Below are 21828 nucleotides of genomic sequence, written 5' to 3'. Positions count from 1 at the left end.
TCAGATATATGTAGACCCCCCGGGCTTGCCGCAAGCCCGGGGTCATCCCGTAGAACGCGCGCCCAATCGAACGGAGGGAGTGCGGGATGCGGGAACATGCTGTCGTGATTGCCGGCGGAGGTCCGACCGGGCTGATGCTGGCGGGCGAGTTGACGCTGGCGGGAATAGATGTTGCGATTGTCGAGCGGCGCGCGGGGGAGGACCTGATCGGCGCTCGGGCCGGCGGCCTGCACGCGCGCACCATCGAGGTGCTCGATCAGCGCGGCATCGGCGACCGCTTCGTCGCGCTGGGGACGCGCCATCCGGCAGTGCTGTTCCATTCGCACCTGGTTCCGCTTGAGATCACCGACTTTCCGACCCGGCGCAATTTCACGCTGGGGCTCCGGCAGAACCATATCGAGCGCCTGCTCGGCGAATGGGTCGGCGAACTGGCGGTGCCGATTATTCGCGCGCGCGACGTGACCGGCTTCACGCAGGACGACGCCGGCGTCGACGTCGAACTGTCGGATGGCCAATTGCTCCGGGCACAATATCTCGTCGGCTGCGACGGCGGCCGGAGCCTCGTCCGCAAAGCGGCCGGCATCGAATTCGCCGGGTGGAATCCTACCACGAGCTGGCTGATCGCCGAGGCCGAGATGGCGGGCGAGCCGGAATGGGGCTTTCGCCAGTACGACACCGGCACCTCGGCGATCGGCAAGGCGGACGATGGCGGGCGGGTGCGGCTGGTGCTGACCGAGCGGCAACTCGGCACCGACCGGGAGCCGACCTTGCGCGACGTCAGCGAGGCACTGGTCGCCGCGTACGGCACCGATTTCGGCATCCACAGTCCGGTCTGGATCTCGCGCTTCACCGACATGACCCGGCAGGCCCTGACCTACCGCAAACAGCGCGTGCTGCTGGCCGGCGATGCCGCCCATGTGCATCCACCGATGGGCGGCCAGGGCCTCAATATCGGCGTGCAGGACGCGGTGAACCTGGGCTGGAAGCTGGCCCAGGTGGTCAAGCAGATCGCGCCGGACAGCCTGCTCGACACCTACGAAGCCGAACGGCATCCGGTGGCGGCCCGCGTGCTGCGCAACACCATGGCGCATGTCGCGCTCAACCGCACCGATCCGCGCACCAAGGCGTTGAACGAGATCGTCTCCGACCTTCTGCGCATGGACGTGCCGCGCAAATGCTTTGCCGCGATGATGTCCGGCCTCGATCTTCACTACGATCTTGGCGACGGCCATCCGCTGCTCGGACGCCGCATGCCCGATCTCGATCTGGTCACCGCCAACGGCCCGGTGCAGGTCTTCGCGCTGCTGCAGCGGGCGCGGCCGGTTCTGCTGAATTTCGGCGAGCCCGGCGGCATCGCCATCGCGGGATGGACCGACCGGGTTCAGCTGGTCGATGCCGAGTATCGCGGCGCATGGGAGCTTCCCGCGCACGGCACGGTTTCGGCTCCGACCGCGGTGCTGGTGCGGCCCGATGGCTACGTGGCGTGGGTTGGCGAGCGAACGCAGGCCGGCCTAACCGAGGCGCTGACCAAATGGTTCGGCGCGTCCGCTGGTACGTAATGAGCGTAGCCCGGATGGAGCGGAGCGTAATCCGGGATCGGTCGATCCGCACAGAGAGTGGTCCCGGATTGCGCTGCGCTTCATCCGGGCTACGGATTTGCCGCCACTACCCCGCCGGCTGGAATGAATCCGCGCGCGCCATCGCCCAGGCGTCGCAAAAGCGGCGGTCCTGGGTGCCTTCGAGCAGTTCGCCGGGGCGCAGCGTCGGATAGAGCTCGGCGAAGGAAGAGACTTCGGTGGTCGAACTCCGCTGCGAGAAGTGGATCGGGCGCAGCTCCTTGGTGTGCTCGAGGCCGGCGGCGGCGAGTAGCTCGGTCAGCGCATGCAGGGTCGAGTGGTGGTAGTTGTACACACGGTCGATCTTGTCGGGCACATAGAGCGCGCGGTTGCGGATCGGGTCCTGCGAGGTGACGCCGGTCGGACAGCGATCGGTGTGGCAGCTCAGGGACTGAATGCAGCCGAGCGCGAACATGAAGCCGCGCGCCGAATTGCACCAGTCGGCCCCGATCGCCATCGCGCGCGCCATGTCGAAGGCGGTCGCGATCTTGCCGGAGGCACCGATCTTGATGCGATCGCGCGCGCCGATGCCGACCAGCGCGTTGTGGACGAAATTGACGCCCTCGCGCATTGGCATGCCGAGATGGTCCATGAACTCGAGCGGCGCGGCGCCGGTGCCGCCTTCATTGCCGTCGACCACGATGAAGTCGGGATAGAGCCCGCTCTCGTGCATCGCCTTGCAGATCGCCAGGAATTCCCAGGGATGGCCGATGCACATCTTGAAGCCGGCCGGCTTGCCGCCGGACAGCTGGCGCATCCGGGCGACGAATTCCATCATCTGCAGCGGCGTCGAGAACGCCTTGTGATAGGCCGGCGAGATGCAGTCCTCGCCCATCGGTACGCCCCGGATCTTGGAAATCTCCTCGGAAACCTTCGCCGCCGGCAGCACGCCGCCATGGCCGGGCTTGGCACCCTGGCTGATCTTGAGCTCGACCATCTTGATCTGGTCGTCACCCGCGACGCTTGCGAAGAGATCCGGATTGAAGGTGCCGTCGCGGTTGCGGCAGCCGAAATAGCCGGAGCCGATCTCCCAGATGATGTCGCCGCCCATCTCGCGGTGATAGGGGCTGACGCCGCCCTCGCCGGTGTCGTGGGCGAAGCCGCCCTTCTTGGCGCCGGCATTGAGCGCCCGCACCGCGTTCGGGCTCAGCGCGCCAAAGCTCATCGCCGAGATGTTGAAGACCGAGGCCGAATACGGCTTGGTGCAGTCCGGGCCGCCGACGGTGATGCGGAATTTCTGGTCGGCCCTCGGCTTCGGCGCCACCGAGTGGTGCATCCACTCATAGCCCTCGCGATAGACGTCCTCCTGGGTGCCGAACGGCCGCTTGTCGAGCACCATCTTGGCACGCTGGTAAACCACCGCGCGGGTGTCGCGGGAGAACGGCATGCCGTCCTTCTCGCTCTCGAAGAAATATTGCCGCATCTCCGGGCGGATTTCCTCGAGCAGGAAGCGGACATGCGCCGAGATCGGGTAGTTGCGCAGCACCGCGTGGTTCTTCTGGGTGAGGTCGCGGATGCCGAGCAATGTCAGCGCGCCGAAGATGACCAGCGGGATCAGGACGATCCTGAAGACCTTGTGATCGAAAATTCCAACCAGCAGCAGGAGCGCGGTGACGACGGCGCAGATGGTCAGCACGATGAAGCGCGGCGAGAACGGAAGCAGCACTGTATCCATGAAATTCCTCCGGTCTGCCCAAATGACCTGTCGGCCGCGAGCCTAATCCAACTCGCGGAACAAGTGCACTACGGTTATACGGCCGAGCAGTCACAGATGTGACAACCGCCCGAATGGGCGGGTGCGGATACCGGTCAAATTGAAACGGTATCGCCTTTTGCACTGCAACGGAGCGCAGCGGATCGGATTCGATAACCTGCCGTCGCGGGCGCACTACCAAAATATCGAAAACAACCCCATGCAAAGGAGCCGGCTGCGGCCGGCGCTCGACACAGCGACTTGACACGTCGGGCAACTCACCGGCACAATTCCACCATTCCGAAATCGTGATGTGAGTCTGCGGCTCCTCCAACCCGTCGTCCCTGCCTAGTGCGCACTTGCGCACGGGAGCAGGGACCCATAACCACAAATGCCAATTGTTGGGCCACGCTGCAACGACGAGTCCCTTCAACAAGGTCCGCCGCGGCGTATGGGTCGCTGCTTTCGCAGGGACGACGATGGGGATGGTTCTCGATTCGAGGCGTCGCACCACGCGGTGTCATCACCCGCGCATGTGAGTGCGCTTGCAGAGGAGATGAGGAGAGAGCACCGTTCGCCTAATGGTCGTGCGGCTGCAATTCGTGCGGGATGTGGCCCGGCTTCAGACCGTCGCCGTCGAGCCAGGCGTTGGTGGTGTCGAGCGCCCGCGTGATATGATCCGAGGTCCGGGAGAAATCGTAGGGCGAGCCGACCAGCGGGCAGAGCGGCGGCACCACGAAGTACTCGACATCGGGCCCGATGTTCTCAAGCTCGTTGACGAGCTGCCGCGCGATCAGGAGCGTCAGCGCGTGCAGGGCATTGGCGAGCGCGCCGACCGGCGGCGCCTGGTTGGCGCAGGCATGCCCGGTCGGCAGCACGATCAGGCGTTTGGCACCGTGCCTGACCGCAACGCGGACCGGCGTGTTGCTGGAGATCGCGCCATCGGCCAGGAAACGATCGCGGTAGTGCACCGGCGTGAACGCGCCCGGGATCGCGGTCGATGCGACGATCGCCTCCGCGGTCGAACCTTCCGACAGCACCACGCTGTCGCCGCTGATGATGTCTGTGGTGACGATGTGGATCGGGATCCGCGCGTCCTCGAGATTGCGGAACGGGATGTAATCGTCGATCAGCTTGCGGACGCCGTCATGCGGGATCAGGAAGTCACGCCGCCACAGGAAGCTCACCAGCGTCCGCCAGGTCACCGGAAAACACGTCCTGACGGCTGAGGCCGCGCCAGATCTCGGCCAACCGCGCGACGCCCGAGACCGTCGGGTCGCCGGCGTAGAACGCGCCGTTCAGTGCGCCGACGCTGGAGCCGACCACCATGTCGGCAACCACGCCATGCGCGGCCAGCGCCTGCAGCATACCGACCTGGATCGCGCCAAAGCTGCCGCCGCCGGCAAACACAAAGGCGGTTTTCGGTGCATCCGGATCGGTGATGGACAAGGTTCTGCTCCCAAATCGCCGCGTTCGCGCAAAGGCCGCGCGGCGTTGGGGGCGTTATAGCAGCGTGGCAATGGTGCGCACTACAAACACCATCGTCGTCCCGGCCTAGTCTAGTGAGCAATTGCGCACGGGGCCGGGGCCCATAACCACAAATGCAAAAGGCTGAAGCCCGGTGGGGCCTCAGCCTTCGTCCAATCAGCAACGGTGGTTATGGGTCCCGGGTCGCGCTTCGCTTGCCCGGGACGACACCGGTTAGCGCTCGACGAACGCCTTCTCGATCACGAAGTGACCGGGAGTGTTGCCGCTGCCTTCCTTGAAGCCGCGCGTCTCGAACAGCTGCTTCAGCTCTTCCAGCATCGCCGGGCTGCCGCACATCATGATGCGATCGGTCTCGATGTCGAGCGGGCCCTGATGCAGGTCACTGAACAGCTGGTTGGAGGTGATCAGATCAGTGATGCGGCCGCGGTTGCGGAACGGCTCGCGCGTCACGGTCGGGTAGTACGAGAGCTTCTCGGACAGCAGCGGCCCGAACAGCTCGTCGTCGCGCAGCTTGGCGACCAGCTCCTCGCCATAGGCGAGCTCGGAGACCTGACGGCAGCCATGCACCAGCAGGATCTGATCGTAGCGATCATAGACCTCGGGGTCCTTGATCAGGCTGGCGAACGGCGCGAGGCCGGTGCCGGTCGACAGCAGCATCAGCCGCTTGCCGGGAATCAGGTTGTCGGTGATCAGCGTGCCGGTCGCCTTGCGGCCGACCAGGATTGGTGTCGCCCTCGCGGATCTTCTGCAGCTTGGAGGTGAGCGGGCCGTCCTGCACCTTGATCGAGAAGAACTCGAGCTCTTCCTCGTGATTGGCGCTCGCCATCGAATAGGCGCGCAGCAGCGGCCTGCCGTCGACCTCAAGGCCGATCATGGCAAACTGCCCGTTCTGGAAGCGGAAACCGGAATCGCGGGTCGCCCGGAAGCTGAAAAGCGTATCGGTCCAGTGCTGAACGGAAAGAACTTTCTCTCGATAGAACGCGCTCATGGGTTTTCGTTTTCTCGACTGACCAGAATTAGAATGGTTTGATTTCTAGACGGCTCGCGACGGCGCGGAAGTGGCCGAAATCACTGAAGATCTCGCGTGTCCATTGCGCCAATGCAGGAGATAGTCAAGATCAACTGGCGCGCAATTGCGATCTCAGAATGGCAGTCGTTCGATTTCGCGCAGAGGTTCAACGAAGTCATTGTTAACACGTGGCGCTGTACGTAATTTACTTGCTGAGATCGGCATCGATCTGGCAATTAATTGCTACAAAAACCGTGGTGAAGGGAAAATGATCTCGTGGTCCTGATCAGCCAGCGAATCTTCCTGGAAACCATCAAAAAATATTGTTTGGCGCACGCGATTGCCGTCGAGGTGCGGTCCGGCGGCTGGCTGGTCACCATGACCAAGGGCAACGCGCGGCGGCTCGCGATCGGCTACGACGTCGGGCTGAACAGCGCGGTCGCGCATCAGGTCGCCAACGACAAATCGGCCTGCGCGGACGTGCTGGCATCGGCCGGCGTCCCCGTCATTCCGCATACGCTGTTTTTGGGCGCGAAGCTCAGCAAGCACATCCCGGGATCGGACTCGCTGGACGCGATGCAGCGTCTGCTCGAGCAGCATCCGCAGGGGCTCGTCATCAAACCCAATGAGGGGACCTCCGGCGAGCTCGTGTTCCGCGTGACGACGCGGGCGCAATTGGAGACCGCGGTCGCGCGCGTCCTTGCCGCACATCCAAGTCTCGCCATCTCGCCCTATGTCGAGATCGTGGACGAGGTGCGCGTCGTGCTGCTCGATGCGCGCGCGCTGATCGTCTACGGCAAGGCGCGCCCGTCGGTGACTGGCGACGGCATCCAGTCGCTGCGCGCGCTGGCGCAGGCGAGCGCGACGGCCGAGCAACTCAAGACCATCACCGAGGATTTCGATGCCGCCGCGCTCGACGCCGTTCCGCCCGCCGGCGAACGGCTTCTGCTGAACTGGCGGCACAACCTCGATGCCGGCGCGGAGCCCGTGCTGCTCGCCGATGACGCAATGCGCGAGGCCTGCGTCGCGCTCGCGATCAAGGCCGCGCAAGCCGTCGGCATCCGCTTCGCCTCGATCGACGTCGTGCGCACGGACGGCGCGTGGAAAATCCTCGAGGTGAACACCGGGGTGAAGATGGAAGCGCTGGGGCGCCGGCATCCGGCGTTGGTCGAGGCGGCGTATTCGGCGGCGCTGGACGAAGTGTTCGCGTAGCGTTTCCCTGCCCGACGACCCGGGCTCGCCGGCGCGATCCTGCACTGTGAGCGCCCGATCAGTCTTGCGGGTGCTCCTTTTCATAGGCGGCGACGATCAATTCCGATTGCTCGACCTGTGCCATGAGACGGTCGATCTCGGCTTGCGTCTCCGGAAACACGTCAGCCCCCGCCGTATTTCCGGATTGCAATTCCGCGATCAGTTCCCGGTTCTTCGCAAATCTGCTCCCGGTGCCAATCGATTTCGGGATCGTCTTGCATGGGCCACCCGTCGGCGAGATCTACGACGCCAGCTCTCGCAGCAGCATGGGTGGATAAACCGGCTTCTCGAAAAACTTGACGCCCTCAGGCAGCGCGCTGTCCGGGGGCCGGCCCGAGATGACCATAACGCGCACGCCCGGGTCGCAATCGACGGCCAAGCGTGCAAGCTCGACGCCATCCATTTTGCCCATGAGCTTGATATCGGTAACCACCAGCGACGGATGACGCATCTTGATGGCCAGCGCTGCCGTCTCGGCGTCTTCGCACTGGATGACGTCGAAATGGCCTTCTTCCAACAACAGCGCAATCATGTCGCGCTGGATCGTGTCGTCTTCGACCACAATTGCTATTTGACGAATTGGTCTCGCGTAAGCCATGGCGACCTCCGAACGATCAACCAGAGTTAATGATCGAGGACGCTGATGGTTCTGGTTCCCGCTTCATGAGGGACTGTTCCGGCAAACCTTTGCAGGTTCCGTGCGGAACAACTTTGCAGGTTTCAGCGTCATCGATGGGCGACAAGCCGGACGAGCCGAATGGTTCGGGCCTGAGCAAGGGAATTCTTGCGAGATAGTGCCAGGAGGCAGAGCTCATGAAGAACGCTGTGCAGTCGGATCAGGATCCTTGCGAACCCTACGGGACTGACGTGACGGCCGGTGCGACAGGCTATGCGTCCTCTCGACGATTGATCGAGGATCAGGCGCTTAAACGACCCGCGCTCGCCAAGCGGCCCAGGATGCAGCACGAGACGACCGATCCGCTCCGCGCTCGCCTGCCGCACGACGTCATTTCCGAAATGGAAGCAGAGCTGAAGCAACAGGTCGATCGAATCGTCGCCGAACGACATTAGCCGGTTGAGCGACGAGTTCGCAGACCGCAACAGCCGAATCTTGCCTGCCGATGATGCTCCAGAGATCGCGGCGCGTGGACACTCGAAGGAAGATCCCGCCGGATCGACGGAGCTTTGATGGGAGCGATTCTTGGGCGCGCGGTTTTCCAGGTCATGGTTGTTCTGACGGCGGTCGGCATCGTTGCCCTCGCATGCATGGCGGTTCGCGGCGGCTGACGCGGGGGCGGCGGTACAGCCGGCACCGAAGTTCTGACCGTCACTTTGATCGATTCAGCGCCTTGCTCATCCTGCGCAAGGGAGTACGCTTCCGTGCATTGATTGATCCGGAAACAGATTATGCGCAAACTTCTTTTGAGCTTCGTCGCACTCGCGGCGTTCGCCGCCGCCTTCAATCCTCCGGCCGCCAACGCGGTGTTTTGGCGCGGCGTCACGGCGCCGACGAATATCGACATCCACGGCTACCCGATCATCAAGGAGCCGCCTCCGAGCACATGCCAGTTGATCCATGTGAACGGATACTGGGTCCGGCAGTGCCTGGATTTGTCGCGGCGCTATTGGCGGTGAACGGCGCGCACCGGACTTTCCGACCTCTCCCTTGAGGGGAGAGGCCTAAATTCGCGGCTAGTTCGACCCGCCCGGCGAATCGTCGAGCGCCTTGAAGGCCTCTTCGAGCTGCGGTGACAGCGCGACGTTGAGCTTCTCGCCGGTCGGCAGCCGGGCGACGAACCATTTGTTGTAGAGCGGGACGATGTCGCGGTTCGAGGCCAGCCTGCGGAACGCGCGCTCGACCACGTCCTTCATCTGCGGCTCGCCCTTGCGGTACACGATGCCGTAGGGATCGTAGGACAGGTAGTCGCCGGTGACGCGGAATTTGTCCTGCGACTTGTGCCGCGCGATCAGGCCGTGGAGCAGGATGTCGTCGGTCGCGAACGCATCCGCCTTGCCGTCCACCAGCATCTGGTAGGACTGCTCGTGGTCGGGGGCGGTGACGATGTTGAGGCCGAGCTTTTGCTTGGCGTCGACATTGTGCATCGCCTGCTCGTTGGTGGTGCCCTTGGTCACCACCACCGTCTTGCCCTTCAGGTCGGCGACCTGGGTGACGCCGGAGGCCTTCGGCACCATCAGCTTGGTGCCGGCCACGAACATCAGCGGCGAGAATGCGACCTGCTTGCCGCGCTCGGCATTCGCCGTGGTCGATCCGCATTCAAGGTCGATCTTCTTGTCGACGACCGCCGGAATGCGGTCGTCGGAGGTGACCTTGACGTAGTCGACCTTGAGATTGGCGTCGTCGACCTCGGTCCCGATCTCCTCGACGATCGCATCGCACAGCTCGAGGCTGTAGCCGATCGGCCGGTTGGAGTGATCGAGGAACGAGAACGGCGGCGAGCTTTCGCGATAGCCGATCCGCACCGTGTGCGTGGCCTTGATGTTGGCGAGCGTGGGGCTGAGCCCCTCGCCCGCCGGCTGTGCGGACGCCGGTGCGGCGAGCAGGCTTGCCGCCAGCAGACACGCTGACAGCAGGCGTGTCGACAGGAGAGGCGCCTCAGCCCGTATCGGCCTCCAGCGGGCGCGATGCATGCATGCCTCCCGTCAATGGCCGGCCATCACGGCGCCGGGCACCGCATCCTGCGGCACCGCGTCGTCGGGCCCGAGCTCGTGCTCGGGCTTCAACTCACCCTCCCACTTCGCGACCACGGCGGTCGCCAGCGAGTTGCCGATCACGTTGGTGGCGCTGCGGCCCATGTCGAGGAAGGTGTCGATGCCCATGATCATCAGCAGGCCCGCCTCGGGGATGTTGAACTGCGCCAGCGTCGAGGCGATCACCACCAGCGAGGCGCGCGGCACGCCGGCAACGCCCTTCGAGGTGATCATCAGCGTCGCCAGCATCGCGAGCTGCGTGCCGACCGACATCTCGATGTGGTAGGTCTGTGCGATGAAGATGCTCGCGAAGGTGCAGTACATCATCGTGCCGTCGAGGTTGAAGGAATAGCCGAGCGGCAGCACGAAGGCCGAGATGCGCGAGGAGGCGCCGAACCTGTTCAGCCCCTCCAGCGTCTTCGGATAGGCCGCCTCCGACGAGGCGGTCGAGAACGCGATCATCAGCGGCTCGCGGATCAGCCGCAAGAGATGGCTGTAGCGCGGCCCGATCACGATGAACCCGACGACGACCAGGATGCCCCACAGGATCAGGAGCGAGAGATAGAAGCCGCCCATGAAGACGATGAGCTTCCAGAGCACGCCGAGGCCGTTCTTCGAGACGGTCGCCATGATCGCGGCCCACACCGCGAGCGGCGCGAACAGCATCACATAGCCGGTGACCTTGAGCATGATGTGCGCGAGGTCGTCGATCAGGCTCATGATCGGCTTGGCCCGTTCAGGCATCGCACCGAGCGCAACCGCGAAGAACACCGCGAACACGACGATCTGCAGAATCTCATTCTGCGCCATTGCGTCCGCGATCGAGGTCGGGATCAGATGGGTGAGGAATTTTTCGATCGAGAACGCCGACACCGGCAGCCCGGTCGACTGCGCCTTGTCGGGCAGCGTGCCGGGGAAGTTGGCGCCGGGCTGCAGCAGGTTGACCATCACGAGGCCGAGCAGCAGCGAGACGAAGGAGGCGGAGACGAACCAGCCCATGGTCTTGGCAAAGATGCGGCCGAGCTTGGCGCCGCTTCCCATATGGGCGATGCCGCCGACGAGGGTTGCGAAAACCAGCGGCGCGATGATCATCTTGATCAGACGCAGGAACAGCATCGCGATCAGGTTGACGTCTGCTGCGATCTCGGCACGGCTGTCAGGAAAGTAGTTGAAGACAATCGTCCCCATCGCGATGCCAAGGACCATCGCAATCAGGATATACTGCGTAAACCTGCTGGACATTCTCTTACCCCCGTCAGTTCCCGGCGGAGGGCAAGTGTGGCAGATTTACGCAGCTACGCAACACGCTTCGCGTCCAGCGGGACTTTGCCGAAACGTTCCCGTTGTGGAATGCCAGCGCGCGGACTAGCGTTCATGCAGCGCACAATCTGTGCAAGGCGCTGCGCGCGTCGCGGTCAATTTGCATGCGAAACGACCAACGCCATGGGAAGGCAAAGCGAAGGCAAAGGGGGAGACACCGCCAATGAACGACACCGTCAATCGCCAGATCCTGCTTGTCGAAAAGCCGACCGGCAAGCTTGGCCCCGAGCATTTTCGTCTGACCACGGGGACGATCCCCACGCCGAAGGACGGCGAGGCGCTGGTGCGGACGCGCTACATCTCGCTCGATGCCGCCAACCGCGCCTGGATGCACGGCGCCACTTACCGCGCTGCGGTGGAAGCCAACACCGTGATGGCCGGCGGCAGCATCGCCGAGGTGATCTCGTCGAAGGATTCTAGCCTGAAGCCCGGCGACATCGTGTTCGGCGACACCGGCTGGCAGGATTATGCCGCCGTGCCCGCCAAGCACCTGGCAAAGATGCCGAAGCTCGAGCCGATGACGCATCTGCTCAGCGTCTACGGCGTTGCCGGCCTGACCGCCTATTTCGGCCTGCTCCACGTCGGCAAGCCCAGGGAAGGCGAGACCGTGGTGGTGTCGGCGGCCGCGGGCTCGGTCGGCTCGATCGTCGGCCAGATCGCCGGGATCAAGGGCTGCCGCGTCGTCGGCATCGCCGGCGGCAAGGACAAGTGCCATTGGCTGACCAGCGAGCTCGGCTTCGACGCCGCGGTCGACTACAAGGACGGCGCGACCTACAAGGCGCTGCGCGCGGCGGCGCCCAAGGGCATCGACGTCTATTTCGACAATGTCGGCGGCGACATTCTGGAAGCCTGCCTGGCGCAGATGAACAATCGCGGCCGCATCGCCTGCTGCGGCGCGATCTCGCAATATGACGGCGTCCCCTCCGCGCACGGCCCGCGCGGCGTGCCCGGCCTGATCGTGGTGAAGCGGCTGATCATGCAGGGCTTCATCGTGATGGACTACATGGACCAGCGCGACGCCGCACTCGCCGACCTGCAGTCCTGGGTCGCCTCGGGCAAGCTCAAGGTGCAGGAGGACGTGATCGACGGCCTCGAGAACACGCCGCAGGCGCTGATCGGGCTCTTGGCCGGCGAAAATCGCGGCAAGCGCATGGTGAAGGTGTAGGCGGGGAACATCTCCGAACCCGTCATCCCCGCGCAAATGCTTCGCCTTTGTCGCTGGAGGAGCGCGTAGCGCGTCTCGAAGGATGCACGGCCCGGCTGGTGGCCGTCGCCCCTTCGAGACGGCCGCTTCGCGGCCTCCTCAGGGTGACGGGGATGCAGCGCAATCTCTCCCCTCGTCGTCCCGGCGAAAGCCGGGACCCATAACCACAGGGTTGAGTCGTTAGAAAGCTGTGGCCCCAGCGTCGTGCAACAATGACCTTCGGTGGCTATGGGTCCCGGCTCCCGTGCGCAATTGCGCACTGGGCCGGGACGACATCGATGTCATCGAGAGTCATCCATTCACGGCCTCTCAAGGGCACGGTGATAGGTTTGAATGCGCAGACCTAATGCGCCGTGCCCGACGCCCGTGGAGCGGCTTGCGGCGCCGTCTTGCCTTTCTTCGCCTTGCGCCAGTTCTCAAAACTCTGCACCACGACGAAGAACGCCGGCACGAACAGCACGGCGAGGCAGGTCGAGGCGATCATGCCGGAGAACACGGTGATGCCGATCGACTTGCGGGCGTTTGCGCCGGCGCCGGTCGCGATCACCAGCGGCAGCACGCCGAGGATGAAGGCGAACGACGTCATCAGGATCGGCCGGAATCTCGCGCGTGCCGCGTCGATCGCCGCATCCAGCACCGACCGTCCGTCGCGCAGATGACGTTCCAGCGCGACCTCGACGATCAGGATCGCGTTCTTGGCCGACAGCGCGATCAGCAAGATGGTGCCGATCTGGGTGTAGAGGTTGTTCTCGATATTCAGGCTCAGCAGCACCAGCGTCGGGCCGAGCAGCGACAGCGGCACGGCGAGGATCACCGAGATCGGCGCGTACCAGCTCTCATATTGCCCGGCGAGCACGAGATAGACCAGCAGCAGCGCCAGCGCGAACACGTAGTAGATCTGACTGCCGACCTCCTTCTCCTGGTACGACATCGCCGTCCACTCGAAGCCCGACCCGGGCGGCAGCGTCTTGGCCGCGATCTCCTCCATCAGCGCCATCGACTGGCCGGACGAGTAACCCTGCGCCGGCAGCCCGATGATGGAGGCGGACGGATAGAGGTTGTAGAGGCTGATCAGCGACGGTCCGATCGAGGGCGTGATCTTGGCGACCGTGCCGAGCGGGATCATGTCGCCGTTGCTGTTGCGCACCATCATGTTCTCGATGTCGCGCAGGCTCAGGCGGTACTGTGCCTCGGCCTGGGTATAGACCTGGAAGGTGCGGCCGAACTTGGTGAACTGGTTGACGTAGCTGGCGCCGAGATAGGACGACAGCGCCGCGAAGATCTGGTCGGGGGTGACGTGCAGGGTCTGCGTCTTGATGCGATCGACGTCGACGTCGAACTGCGGCACCATCGAGCGGAACGACGACTGGACCCGCTGCAGCGCGCTCTGGGTCTGTGCATTGGCCACGATCGCCCCGGTGACCGCCTGCAGCTTGCCGTAGTCGGCATTGCCGTCGCGCAGCTCGACCTGCATGGCAAAGCCGGCGGCGTTGCCGATGCCCTGGATCGGCGGCGGCGGGATCACCAGGATGCGCGCCTCCGGGATCACCGCGAGCTTGTCGTTGAGCCCGTAGACCAGCGAGCGCAGATCCTCGCCCGGCCCCCGCGCACTCCAGTCCTTCAGGATCAGATAGGCGACGCCGGCATTGGCGAGGCTCGAGGAATTGTCGAGCGCCGAGATGCCGGCGATGCTGACCACCTGGTCGACGCCCGGGGTCTTGCCGGCGATCCTGGTGACCTCGTCGAGCACGTGCTGGGTGCGGTCGAGGGCCGCGCCGTCGGGCAATTGCACCGCGGCGAGCAGATAGCCCTGGTCCTCGATCGGAATGAATCCGGTCGGCACCCGCGACAGGCCGTAGCCGGCAAGCCCGATGATGACAAGCGCAACGGCGACCGAGGTCTTGGCATGCCCGGCGATGCCGCTGACCAGCCGAGTGTAGCCGCGCTCGAGCCGGTCATAGACCGCGTTGAAGCCGCGATAGAAGAAATTGCGCTGCTCGGGCGGCGCGGGGGGACGCAGCCATAGCGCGCATTGTGTCGGCTTCAGCGTCGCGGCGTTGACGGCGCTGAGCAGCGCGGTGGCGGCGATCACCAGCGCGAATTGCGCGTACATTCGCCCGGTCAGCCCGGGCAGGAACGCCGCCGGCAGGAACACCGAGATCAAGACCAGCGTGATGCCGACGATCGGCGCGAACAATTCGTCCATCGCCTTGATCGCGGCGTCGTGGCCCGACATGCCGCGCTCGATATTGTGCGCCGCGCCCTCGACCACGACGATGGCGTCGTCGACCACGATGCCGATCGCCAGCACGATCGCAAACAGCGTCGACAAGTTGATGGTGAAGCCGAGCGCGGCCATGGCCGCGAACGCGCCGATGATCGTGACCGGCACGGTGGTTGCCGGCACCAGCATCGCCCGCCAGTCCTGCAGGAAGGCCAGGATCACGACCAGCACCAGCAGGCCGGCCTCGAACAGGGTCTTGTAGACCTCCTCGATCGAGGCGTTGACGAATTTGGTGGTGTCGAACGGCGTGTCGTATTTGATGTCCTGCGGGAACTGCCTGGCGAGCTCCGCCATCTTCTTCTCGACGGCCTTCTCGACCTGCAAGGCATTGGCGCCCGGCGACTGGAACACGCCGATGCCGGTCGCGGGCTTCTGGTTCAGCGAGAAGATCTGGCTGTAGGTCTGCGCGCCGAGCTCGACCCAGCCGACGTCGCGGACCCGGGTGACGTCGCCGACATTGCCTGTCTTGACAATGATGTCCTCGAACTGGCTCTTGTCGTCGAGCCGGCCGTTGACGTTCAGCGTGTACTGGAACGCCTGGCCCGCCGGCGTCGGCGGCGCGCCGACCTGGCCGGCGGTGACCTGCTGACTCTGCTGCTGGATCGCCTGGATGACGTCCTGCGGCACCAGCCCGCGCACCTGCAGCTTGGTCGGATCGAGCCAGACCCGCATCGAATATTGCCCGGCGCCGAACACCGTGACGTTGCCGACACCCGGAAGGCGCGACAGCTCGTCCCGGATGTTGATGGTGGCGTAGTTCGACAGGAACAGGCTGTCATAGGTTTTGTTCGGCGAGGTCAGCGTCACGAACAGCAGGATCGAGGTCGACCGCTTCTGGACCGTGACGCCCTGGTTCTGCACCGAGGTCGGCAGCTGCGACAGCGCGCTGGAGACACGGTTCTGCACCAGCACCTGCGCGAAATTGAGATCGGTGCCGATCTTGAAGGTCACCGTCAGCGTATAGGTGCCGTCGGCGCCGCTGTAGGACTGCATGTACAGCATGTCCTCGACGCCGTTGACCTGCTGCTCGATCGGCAGCGCCACGGTGTCGACCACCGTCTTGGCCGAGGCGCCGGGATAGCGCGTCGTCACCTGCACCGTCGGCGGCACCACGTCGGGATATTGCGCGACCGCGAGATTGTACAGCGCCACGCCGCCGATCAGGATCATCAGGATCGCGATGACGTTGGAGAGGACCGGGCGCTCGATGAAAAATTTCGAGATCATGGCGCGTGCGTCCTATTTGGCGGCTGTCGGCGCCGCGTCGGCCTTCTGCACCTGCGGATCGACCTTCTGCCCGGGGATCGCGCGCAGCAATCCGGCAGTCACGATGCGGTCATCCGGCTTCAGGCCGCTCTCGATGACGCGCAGCCCCTCATCGAGCGGGCCGGTCGTCACCTTGCGCTGCTCGACCACATTCTCGGCATTGACGACCAGTACGTAGCGGCCGGCCTGGTCGCTGCCGATCGCGACGTCGGGCACCAGCAGCGCGTTGTCCTGCTTGTCGAACGGCACGCGAACGCGGACATAGAAGCCGGGCAGCAAAGTGCGGTCCGGATTTGCGAACACGCCGCGGACCGCGAGCGTGCCGGTCGACTGGTTGAGGGTCGGCGAGATGTAATCAAGCTTGCCCTTGTGCGGATAGCCGGTCTCGGTCTGCAGGCCGACCTCGACCGGCAACTGCCTGAGCTCGTTGACCGACAGACCACGACGGCGCGCTTCATCCCGCACGCGCTGCACGTCCTGTTCGTTGACGTTGAAATTCACATAGATCGGATCGAGCTGCACGATGGTGGCAAGCTGCGTCGGCGACGTCACGCCGACCAACTCGCCGATCGAGACCAGGTGATTGCTGACGATGCCGTCGAACGGCGCTGCCACGTTGGTGTAGCCGTAGTTGACCGCCGCGATCCTGGTGTTGACCTGGGCCTGCTGCAGGCTGGCCTGGGCGTTGTCCCGGGTAGACGTCGAGGTATCAAGGGTCGCCTGCGAGACCGCCTGCCGCTGCACCAGATCGGTCTGCCGCTTGAAGTCGAGCTCGGCCTGCTTCAGTGTCGCCTGCGCGCCGACCTCTGCGGCCTGCGCCTGTTCCAGCTTCAGCTTGTAGGTCTCCGGCTCGATCGTGAACAGCGTGGTCCCCGCCTTCACGAAGGAGCCGTCCTGATAGTTGATCGCCTGCAGGAAGCCCTGCACGCGCGCGACCAGATCGACGGTCTGGATCGGCGCGGTGTTTCCGGTGGCGTCCAGATAACGCGTGATGGCGCGCTGCACCGGCGGCGCAACCTCGACCTTGGGCGGCGGCGGCGCAACAAAACTGTTTTGCTCGCAGGCACTTAAACTGACGAAGGCCGATACGACGAACGCGATGCGCGCAAGCGGTGCATTTCGCAGCCGCACAAAACTGCTCCGACCGAAATGTGCCGACGCGCGCGCATGCCTCATGTCCGAGCCTCGATTCAAATGACTAAATTTAAAGATCTCGTGACGGGCAAAAAATCCGCCTGCTTCATCCATAGCAACAATCCGCTTGCAGCGGAACTCGAAAGCGAAAATGATGCCGCTCGCCGAGGTTGCTACAACAAGACTTTTTCAGAACTCAGTTCAGTTGAGCCGGAGACATCCGGCGCGACCAGAGGATTAATTCAGATGATCAATGCGTTGACACGAGCAACGAAGCTGTCCGCATGTCTTGCGCTTGCAGCATTCATGAGCACCGCACCGGCCTTGTCGCAGGCGCCGACCCAGGCGCAGCGCGACGCCATCAAGTCGCAATGCCGCAACGACTACATCGCCCACTGCTCCAGCGTACCGCCGGGCGGCGAAGCCTCGCTGCAATGCCTGCAGAAGAACATGGCAAGCCTCGGCGCGGGCTGCGCCAGCGCGGTGAAGGCCGTCGAAGCGCCGGCCGCCGCACCGAAGGCAGACTCCGCGCCCGCGGCGGCCAAGACCGAAGCTGCTCCCGCGGCAGCGGCCAAGCCCGCCACCGAAGCCGCCGCACCGAAGGCGGCCGGGACGCCGTCCAACACGCAGATCTCCGCGATCCGCAGCGCATGCCGCTCCGATTATCCCAAGGTTTGCGCGGGCGTGCCGACCGGCGGCGCGGCGGCGCTGCAGTGTCTCGAAAAGAACAAGGGCAAGCTTTCGCCGGCCTGCGAGAAGGCCGTCGCCGCCGCTGGTGGCGGCGCCGCCGCGCCGGCCGCCGGCGCTGCAGCGACGACAGCACCAGCCGCGGCGCCGGCCGTGATCGCGTTGCGGCCGCTGCGACCGCGCGAAGAGCTGTTCGTGCTGCGCTCGGCCTGCGGCGCCGACGTCCGCTCGATCTGTGGCGGCGTCCAGCCGGGCGGCGGGCGGATCGTGCAGTGCCTTGCGACCAATGCCGGCTCGCTGTCGCCGGCGTGCCGCGATGTGTTGGCGCCGTTCGCAGCGCGGTAATCCTGTTGTCACGCTAGAGACCGGAGAAGAGAGCAAACAATGCTGCGTATCGTCCTGACCGCGCAACCGCTGTCTACGCGCAGGAACTGACCACCGCGCAACGCGACGCCTGCATGGGCGACTACGAGAAGTTCTGCAAAAGCGTGACGCCCGGTGGCGGCCGCATCATCGCCTGTCTCGCCAAGCAGAGCGACAAGCTGGCGCCCGCCTGCAAGAAGGTGCTGGCGGAAGCGGAAAAGAAATGGCCGCGCCGGCGGTGAGACGAGAGGTGCCCGGCGATTTGCCGGGCACGGAACCGCAGCACCTTGTTGCCACCTGCAGGCCAACCATGCCTCACCCGGGAGAGGGAATTTTCATGCGTTCAATATTGCTGATCGCCGCGGCCCTGCTGTCCTTTGCCGCGACGATGACCTTTGAGTCCTCCGACGCCAATGCGGTCGTTTGCGCGCGCGGCGTCTACCGCGCCGGCGGCGCCGGTCCCAACGGCGCGGTCGTCGCCCGCAAACCCGTCGCCGCCGGCTGCCGCTGGGTATGGGTCGACGGGGTCAAGGCCCGCCGCTGCTACTGAACCCTTCGGCCCCACGCGGCTAGTCGCCGCACGCATTTTCCCTCTGGCGTTCCCGCCGGAGGGCGATTAGTCTGGACACAAATTGTAAGTATACTGTCAATCTGGGAGGCAGACGTTGCGGATCGCCGTGATCGGCGGAGGGCCCGGCGGGCTCTATTTCGCCTATCTGTGGAAGAAGCGTCATCCCGACGCCGAGATCGACCTGTTCGAGCAGAACGCGGCCGGCGCCACCTGGGGCTTCGGCGTGGTGTTCTCCGAACAGGCGCTGGACTTCCTGCGCGCCGACGACCCTGAGACGGTCGACGCCATCGCCCCGCTTATGGAGAGCTGGAAGAACATCACCCTCAATCTGCGCGGCGAGAGCGTCGAGATCGACGGCGTCGGGTTCTCCTCGATCGGCCGGCTGGCGCTGCTGACGATCCTGCAGGAGCGGGTCCGCAGCACGGGCGTCACGCCACGCTTCGACACCGTGGTGCAATCGGTCGACCAGCTCAGGGGTTACGACCTGATCGTTGCCGCCGACGGGCTGAACTCGATGGTTCGCCGCGGCTATGAGTCCGCCTTCGGCGCCTCGGTCTCGCATTCCACCAACAAATTCGCCTGGTACGGCACCACCAAGACCTTCGCGACGCTGTCGCAGACCTTCGTGGGGACCGAGCGCGGCAGCTTCAACGCCCATCACTATCGCTATGCGAAGGACATGAGCACCTTCCTGGTCGAATGCGACGCGGCGACCTGGGCGGCCTACGGCTTCGCCGACAAGAGCATCGAAGAGTCGCAGGCGATCTGCGAAGATATATTCGCCGCGGCGCTGGACGGCCACCGGCTGATCTCGAACAAATCGGTGTGGCGCAATTTCCCGTGGATCTGGAACGAGCGCTGGTCGCACGGCAACATGGTGCTGATCGGCGATGCGCTGCATTCGGCGCATTTCTCGATCGGCTCGGGCACGCGGCTCGCGATCGAGGATGCGATTGCGCTGACCAAGGCGCTGGAGACCGAGAGCGGCATTGGCGCCGCGCTTGCCCGCTACGAGAGCGAGCGCAAGCCCATCGTGAAGAAGCTCGTCACCGCGGCGCGGACCAGCGCCGACTGGTACGAGCATTTCCCCGCGCACATGACGCTCGACCTGATGGATTTCGCCTACAGCTACATCACCCGCTCCGGCCGGATCGACGAAGCGCGGCTGCGCGCGATGTCGCCCGCCTTCATGGCCCGCTACGCAGGCGCAAAGGGACAATCATGACTGGGATCGCCGACCAGGTTCCGCTGGACAATCCCGGTGCGCGCGAGATCGGCTTTACGATCCCCGAGCGCTACAATGCGAGCCGCATCCTGTTCGACAATCTCGGCAACGGGAATGCCGAGCGCCTGGCGCTGACCGGCCCGGCAGGCTCGCGGACCTATCGCGAGCTCTGCACTGAGGCCGCACGCTGGGGCCACGCCTTCCGGTCGCTCGGACTGCAGCGCGGCGACCGCGTGCTGCTGTTCCTCGACGACACCCCGGCCTATCCCGCGGCATTCTTCGGCGCGGTGCGCGCCGGCTACGTGCCGCTCTTGATCAACACGCTGACGACGCCCGAGCTGCTGCAATTCTACCTGTCCGACGCCGGCGCGCAGGTCGCCGTCACCGATGCGGAATTCTGTGGGCGCTTCAACGCGGAAGCCTGCAAGGACACGCCGCTGCGTACGCTGGTGGTGGTCAACGGCGCCGCCGGTGATCACGCGGCTGCCGAAACGCGCGAGGCCGCTGATTGGCTGCAAGCGTTTCCGACCGAGCTCGACGCGGCCGACACGCACCGCAACGAGATGGCGTTCTGGATGTATTCGTCGGGCTCGACCGGCCGTCCCAAGGGCATCGTGCATCTGCAGCACGACATGGCCTATAGCGAGCGCGCCTTTGCCCGCAATGTGCTGAAGCTTTCGCCCGGCGACATCTGCTTCTCGGTGCCGAAGATCTTCTTCGCCTACGGTTTCGGCAACTCGATCACGTTTCCATTTTCCGTCGGCGCCGCGACGCTGCTGCTGCCGGGCCAGCCGAAACCGGCCGCGATCTTCGCGGCGATCGGGCAATATCGCCCGACCGTGTTCTTCGGCCTGCCGACGCTCTACATCTCCCTGACCAAGGCTGAAGGTGCCGACACCGCCGATTTCTCCTCGCTGCGGATGGCGGTCTCGGCCGCCGAAGTGCTGTCAGCCGACGTCTTCAACGGCTGGAAGCGGCTCACCGGGCTCGAGATCATCGAAGGCCTCGGCTCGACCGAAGTGCTGCACGTCTATCTCAGCAACCGCGCGGAACAAAAGAAGCTCGGCGCCGCCGGCCTGCGCGTGCCCGGCTACGAGATCATGCTGCGCGACAGCGATGACCGTGAGGTCGGCGACAATGAGGAAGGCATCCTGTGGGTGCGCGGCGATTCCGCGACCCCGCTGTACTGGAACCGGCCGGACAAGACCGCCGAGACCGTGCGCGAGGACGGCTGGATCTACACCGGCGACCGCTTCATGCGCGACAGCGACGGCTTCCACTTCTTCCGCGGCCGCGCCGACGATCTGATCAAGATCTCCGGCCAGTGGGTCTATCCGCTGGAGGTCGAGCTCTGCCTCGCCGATCACCCCGACGTCCGCGAATGCGCCGTCTACGCCGCCGAATTGCCGGACCGGCGCATGACGCTGCGCGCCGTGGTTGTCATGAACAAGGCCGGCTTCGACACAGCCGAAGCGACGCGGCGGCTGCAGGACTACGTCAAGACAAGGCTGTTGCCGTACAAATATCCGCGCGAGGTCAAATTCATCGACGAGCTGCCGAAGACCGGCACCGGCAAGATCGACCGGCAGGCGGTGATGCGGATGTAGGGCGTTGGTTGATGGACGCGGCCACCGCAAATTCAATGTCGTCCCGGCGAAAGCCGGGACCCATAACCACAAATGCTTGTGGCGCGAGAGCTGGAGCCCCAGCCTGCCACAACAACAGCCATCGGTGGTTATGGGTCCCGGATCGCGCTTCGCTGTGCTCGCTTGCCCGGGACAACGAGCATTAGCTGCCCGCCATCCAGCCACACATTCGATGTCGTCCCGGCGAAGGCCGGGACCCATAACCACAAATATTTGCGGCGCGACGGCTGGAGCCCCGGCTCGCCATAACAACGGCCTTCGGTGGCTATGGGTCCCGGATCGCGCTTCGCTTGTCCGGGACGACGAGCATTAGCTGCCCCGCCATCCCGCCACACATTCGATGTCGTCCCGGCGAAGGCCGG

The 21828-nt window shown here is 64.7% G+C and carries 17 protein-coding genes and 2 pseudogenes; 10 read left to right on the top strand and 9 right to left on the bottom strand.

All coding sequences use genetic code 11. The features are described from left to right. Positions 1 to 86: 86 nt before the first annotated feature. Positions 87 to 1559, top strand: coding sequence for an FAD-dependent monooxygenase (locus tag ACVI1L_RS16060; protein WP_456783270.1), 1473 nt, complete (start codon positions 87 to 89; stop codon positions 1557 to 1559). A gap of 106 nt (positions 1560 to 1665) precedes the next feature. Here ACVI1L_RS16060 and ACVI1L_RS16055 read toward each other — a convergent pair whose 3' ends face one another. From ACVI1L_RS16055 to ACVI1L_RS16040, 4 genes and pseudogenes are all read right to left on the bottom strand, one after another. Continuing rightward, the gene (locus tag ACVI1L_RS16055) at positions 1666 to 3291 is read right to left on the bottom strand and encodes an FMN-binding glutamate synthase family protein (protein WP_456783269.1); all 1626 of its coding nucleotides are present in this window, start codon (positions 3289 to 3291) and stop codon (positions 1666 to 1668) included. 596 nt (positions 3292 to 3887) lie between these two features. Continuing rightward, entirely contained in the window at positions 3888 to 4514 is a 627-nt protein-coding gene (locus ACVI1L_RS16050) for a patatin-like phospholipase family protein (RefSeq protein ID WP_456783268.1), read from the bottom strand. After that, entirely contained in the window at positions 4474 to 4758 is a 285-nt protein-coding gene (locus ACVI1L_RS16045; protein ID WP_456783267.1) for a patatin-like phospholipase family protein, read from the bottom strand. The genes ACVI1L_RS16050 and ACVI1L_RS16045 overlap by 41 nt, the downstream gene beginning before the upstream one ends. Positions 4759 to 5010: 252 nt before the next feature. Beyond that, positions 5011 to 5785: pseudogene (locus ACVI1L_RS16040) on the bottom strand (ferredoxin--NADP reductase). Positions 5786 to 6082: 297 nt separating this feature from the next. On the opposite strand from ACVI1L_RS16040, the gene ACVI1L_RS16035 reads away from it, so the two are divergent. Continuing rightward, the gene (locus ACVI1L_RS16035; RefSeq protein ID WP_229191279.1) at positions 6083 to 7018 is read left to right on the top strand and encodes an ATP-grasp domain-containing protein; all 936 of its coding nucleotides are present in this window, start codon (positions 6083 to 6085) and stop codon (positions 7016 to 7018) included. 280 nt (positions 7019 to 7298) lie between these two features. Here the strand turns inward: ACVI1L_RS16035 and ACVI1L_RS16030 are convergent, their stop codons facing one another. After that, positions 7299 to 7655: a response regulator gene (locus tag ACVI1L_RS16030; protein ID WP_076832727.1), complete on the bottom strand. Its 357-nt coding sequence runs from the start codon at positions 7653 to 7655 to the stop codon at positions 7299 to 7301. Positions 7656 to 7870: 215 nt separating this feature from the next. On the opposite strand from ACVI1L_RS16030, the gene ACVI1L_RS16025 reads away from it, so the two are divergent. Next, positions 7871 to 8128, top strand: a complete 258-nt coding sequence (locus ACVI1L_RS16025; protein WP_253588201.1) for a hypothetical protein — start codon at positions 7871 to 7873, stop codon at positions 8126 to 8128. 336 nt (positions 8129 to 8464) lie between these two features. Continuing rightward, a complete protein-coding gene (locus tag ACVI1L_RS16020) occupies positions 8465 to 8692 on the top strand; it encodes a hypothetical protein (RefSeq protein WP_028337614.1) in 228 nt (75 codons plus the stop codon). A gap of 57 nt (positions 8693 to 8749) precedes the next feature. Here ACVI1L_RS16020 and ACVI1L_RS16015 read toward each other — a convergent pair whose 3' ends face one another. Beyond that, positions 8750 to 9706 (bottom strand): amino acid ABC transporter substrate-binding protein, encoded by a 957-nt coding sequence (locus ACVI1L_RS16015; RefSeq protein WP_456783266.1) that lies wholly within the window; start codon positions 9704 to 9706, stop codon positions 8750 to 8752. A gap of 12 nt (positions 9707 to 9718) precedes the next feature. Beyond that, positions 9719 to 11008: a dicarboxylate/amino acid:cation symporter gene (locus tag ACVI1L_RS16010; protein WP_253588202.1), complete on the bottom strand. Its 1290-nt coding sequence runs from the start codon at positions 11006 to 11008 to the stop codon at positions 9719 to 9721. Positions 11009 to 11249: 241 nt separating this feature from the next. Between ACVI1L_RS16010 and ACVI1L_RS16005 the strand changes: the two genes are divergently transcribed. After that, positions 11250 to 12251 carry an NADP-dependent oxidoreductase gene (locus ACVI1L_RS16005; protein ID WP_057020132.1) on the top strand — a complete coding sequence of 334 codons (1002 nt, stop codon included), beginning with the start codon at positions 11250 to 11252 and terminating at the stop codon, positions 12249 to 12251. Between the two features lie 382 nt (positions 12252 to 12633). On the opposite strand, the gene ACVI1L_RS16000 is transcribed toward ACVI1L_RS16005, so the two are convergent. Both ACVI1L_RS16000 and ACVI1L_RS15995 read right to left on the bottom strand, forming a co-directional pair. After that, complete coding sequence (locus tag ACVI1L_RS16000) at positions 12634 to 15801, bottom strand: efflux RND transporter permease subunit (RefSeq protein WP_456783265.1); 3168 nt, start codon at positions 15799 to 15801, stop codon at positions 12634 to 12636. Between the two features lie 12 nt (positions 15802 to 15813). Then, positions 15814 to 16971 carry an efflux RND transporter periplasmic adaptor subunit gene (locus ACVI1L_RS15995; RefSeq protein WP_456783264.1) on the bottom strand — a complete coding sequence of 386 codons (1158 nt, stop codon included), beginning with the start codon at positions 16969 to 16971 and terminating at the stop codon, positions 15814 to 15816. 249 nt (positions 16972 to 17220) lie between these two features. Between ACVI1L_RS15995 and ACVI1L_RS15990 the strand changes: the two genes are divergently transcribed. The 5 genes and pseudogenes from ACVI1L_RS15990 (at position 17221) to ACVI1L_RS15970 (ending at position 21427) form a co-directional block, all read left to right on the top strand. Next, complete coding sequence (locus ACVI1L_RS15990; protein WP_456783263.1) at positions 17221 to 18006, top strand: cysteine rich repeat-containing protein; 786 nt, start codon at positions 17221 to 17223, stop codon at positions 18004 to 18006. A gap of 68 nt (positions 18007 to 18074) precedes the next feature. Further along, positions 18075 to 18266: pseudogene (locus ACVI1L_RS15985) on the top strand (cysteine rich repeat-containing protein); the annotation flags it as partial. Positions 18267 to 18361: 95 nt separating this feature from the next. Further along, a complete protein-coding gene (locus tag ACVI1L_RS15980; protein WP_456783262.1) occupies positions 18362 to 18574 on the top strand; it encodes a hypothetical protein in 213 nt (70 codons plus the stop codon). Between the two features lie 115 nt (positions 18575 to 18689). Further along, positions 18690 to 19820, top strand: coding sequence for an FAD-dependent monooxygenase (locus ACVI1L_RS15975; RefSeq protein ID WP_456783261.1), 1131 nt, complete (start codon positions 18690 to 18692; stop codon positions 19818 to 19820). Continuing rightward, entirely contained in the window at positions 19817 to 21427 is a 1611-nt protein-coding gene (locus tag ACVI1L_RS15970) for a benzoate-CoA ligase family protein (RefSeq protein WP_456783260.1), read from the top strand. Before ACVI1L_RS15975 ends, ACVI1L_RS15970 begins: the two co-directional genes overlap by 4 nt. Positions 21428 to 21828 lie beyond the last annotated feature (401 nt).

It is taken from the genome of Bradyrhizobium sp. USDA 4516, from assembly GCF_054055915.1.
This window is presented reverse-complemented; position numbering and strand designations above follow the sequence as displayed.

Excerpts from the sequence above, each read along its gene's own strand:
- ACVI1L_RS16015 (WP_456783266.1), bottom strand. The coding sequence starts at position 9,706 with ATGCATCGCGCCCGCTGGAGGCCGATACGGGCTGAGGCGCCTCTCCTG.
- ACVI1L_RS16025 (WP_253588201.1), top strand. The coding sequence starts at position 7,871 with ATGAAGAACGCTGTGCAGTCGGATCAGGATCCTTGCGAACCCTACGGG.
- ACVI1L_RS16020 (WP_028337614.1), top strand. The coding sequence starts at position 8,465 with ATGCGCAAACTTCTTTTGAGCTTCGTCGCACTCGCGGCGTTCGCCGCC.
- ACVI1L_RS15990 (WP_456783263.1), top strand. The coding sequence starts at position 17,221 with ATGATCAATGCGTTGACACGAGCAACGAAGCTGTCCGCATGTCTTGCG.
- ACVI1L_RS16030 (WP_076832727.1), bottom strand. The coding sequence starts at position 7,655 with ATGGCTTACGCGAGACCAATTCGTCAAATAGCAATTGTGGTCGAAGAC.
- ACVI1L_RS16000 (WP_456783265.1), bottom strand. The coding sequence starts at position 15,801 with ATGATCTCGAAATTTTTCATCGAGCGCCCGGTCCTCTCCAACGTCATC.
- ACVI1L_RS16060 (WP_456783270.1), top strand. The coding sequence starts at position 87 with ATGCGGGAACATGCTGTCGTGATTGCCGGCGGAGGTCCGACCGGGCTG.
- ACVI1L_RS16005 (WP_057020132.1), top strand. The coding sequence starts at position 11,250 with ATGAACGACACCGTCAATCGCCAGATCCTGCTTGTCGAAAAGCCGACC.
- ACVI1L_RS15980 (WP_456783262.1), top strand. The coding sequence starts at position 18,362 with ATGCGTTCAATATTGCTGATCGCCGCGGCCCTGCTGTCCTTTGCCGCG.
- ACVI1L_RS16055 (WP_456783269.1), bottom strand. The coding sequence starts at position 3,291 with ATGGATACAGTGCTGCTTCCGTTCTCGCCGCGCTTCATCGTGCTGACC.
- ACVI1L_RS16010 (WP_253588202.1), bottom strand. The coding sequence starts at position 11,008 with ATGTCCAGCAGGTTTACGCAGTATATCCTGATTGCGATGGTCCTTGGC.
- ACVI1L_RS15970 (WP_456783260.1), top strand. The coding sequence starts at position 19,817 with ATGACTGGGATCGCCGACCAGGTTCCGCTGGACAATCCCGGTGCGCGC.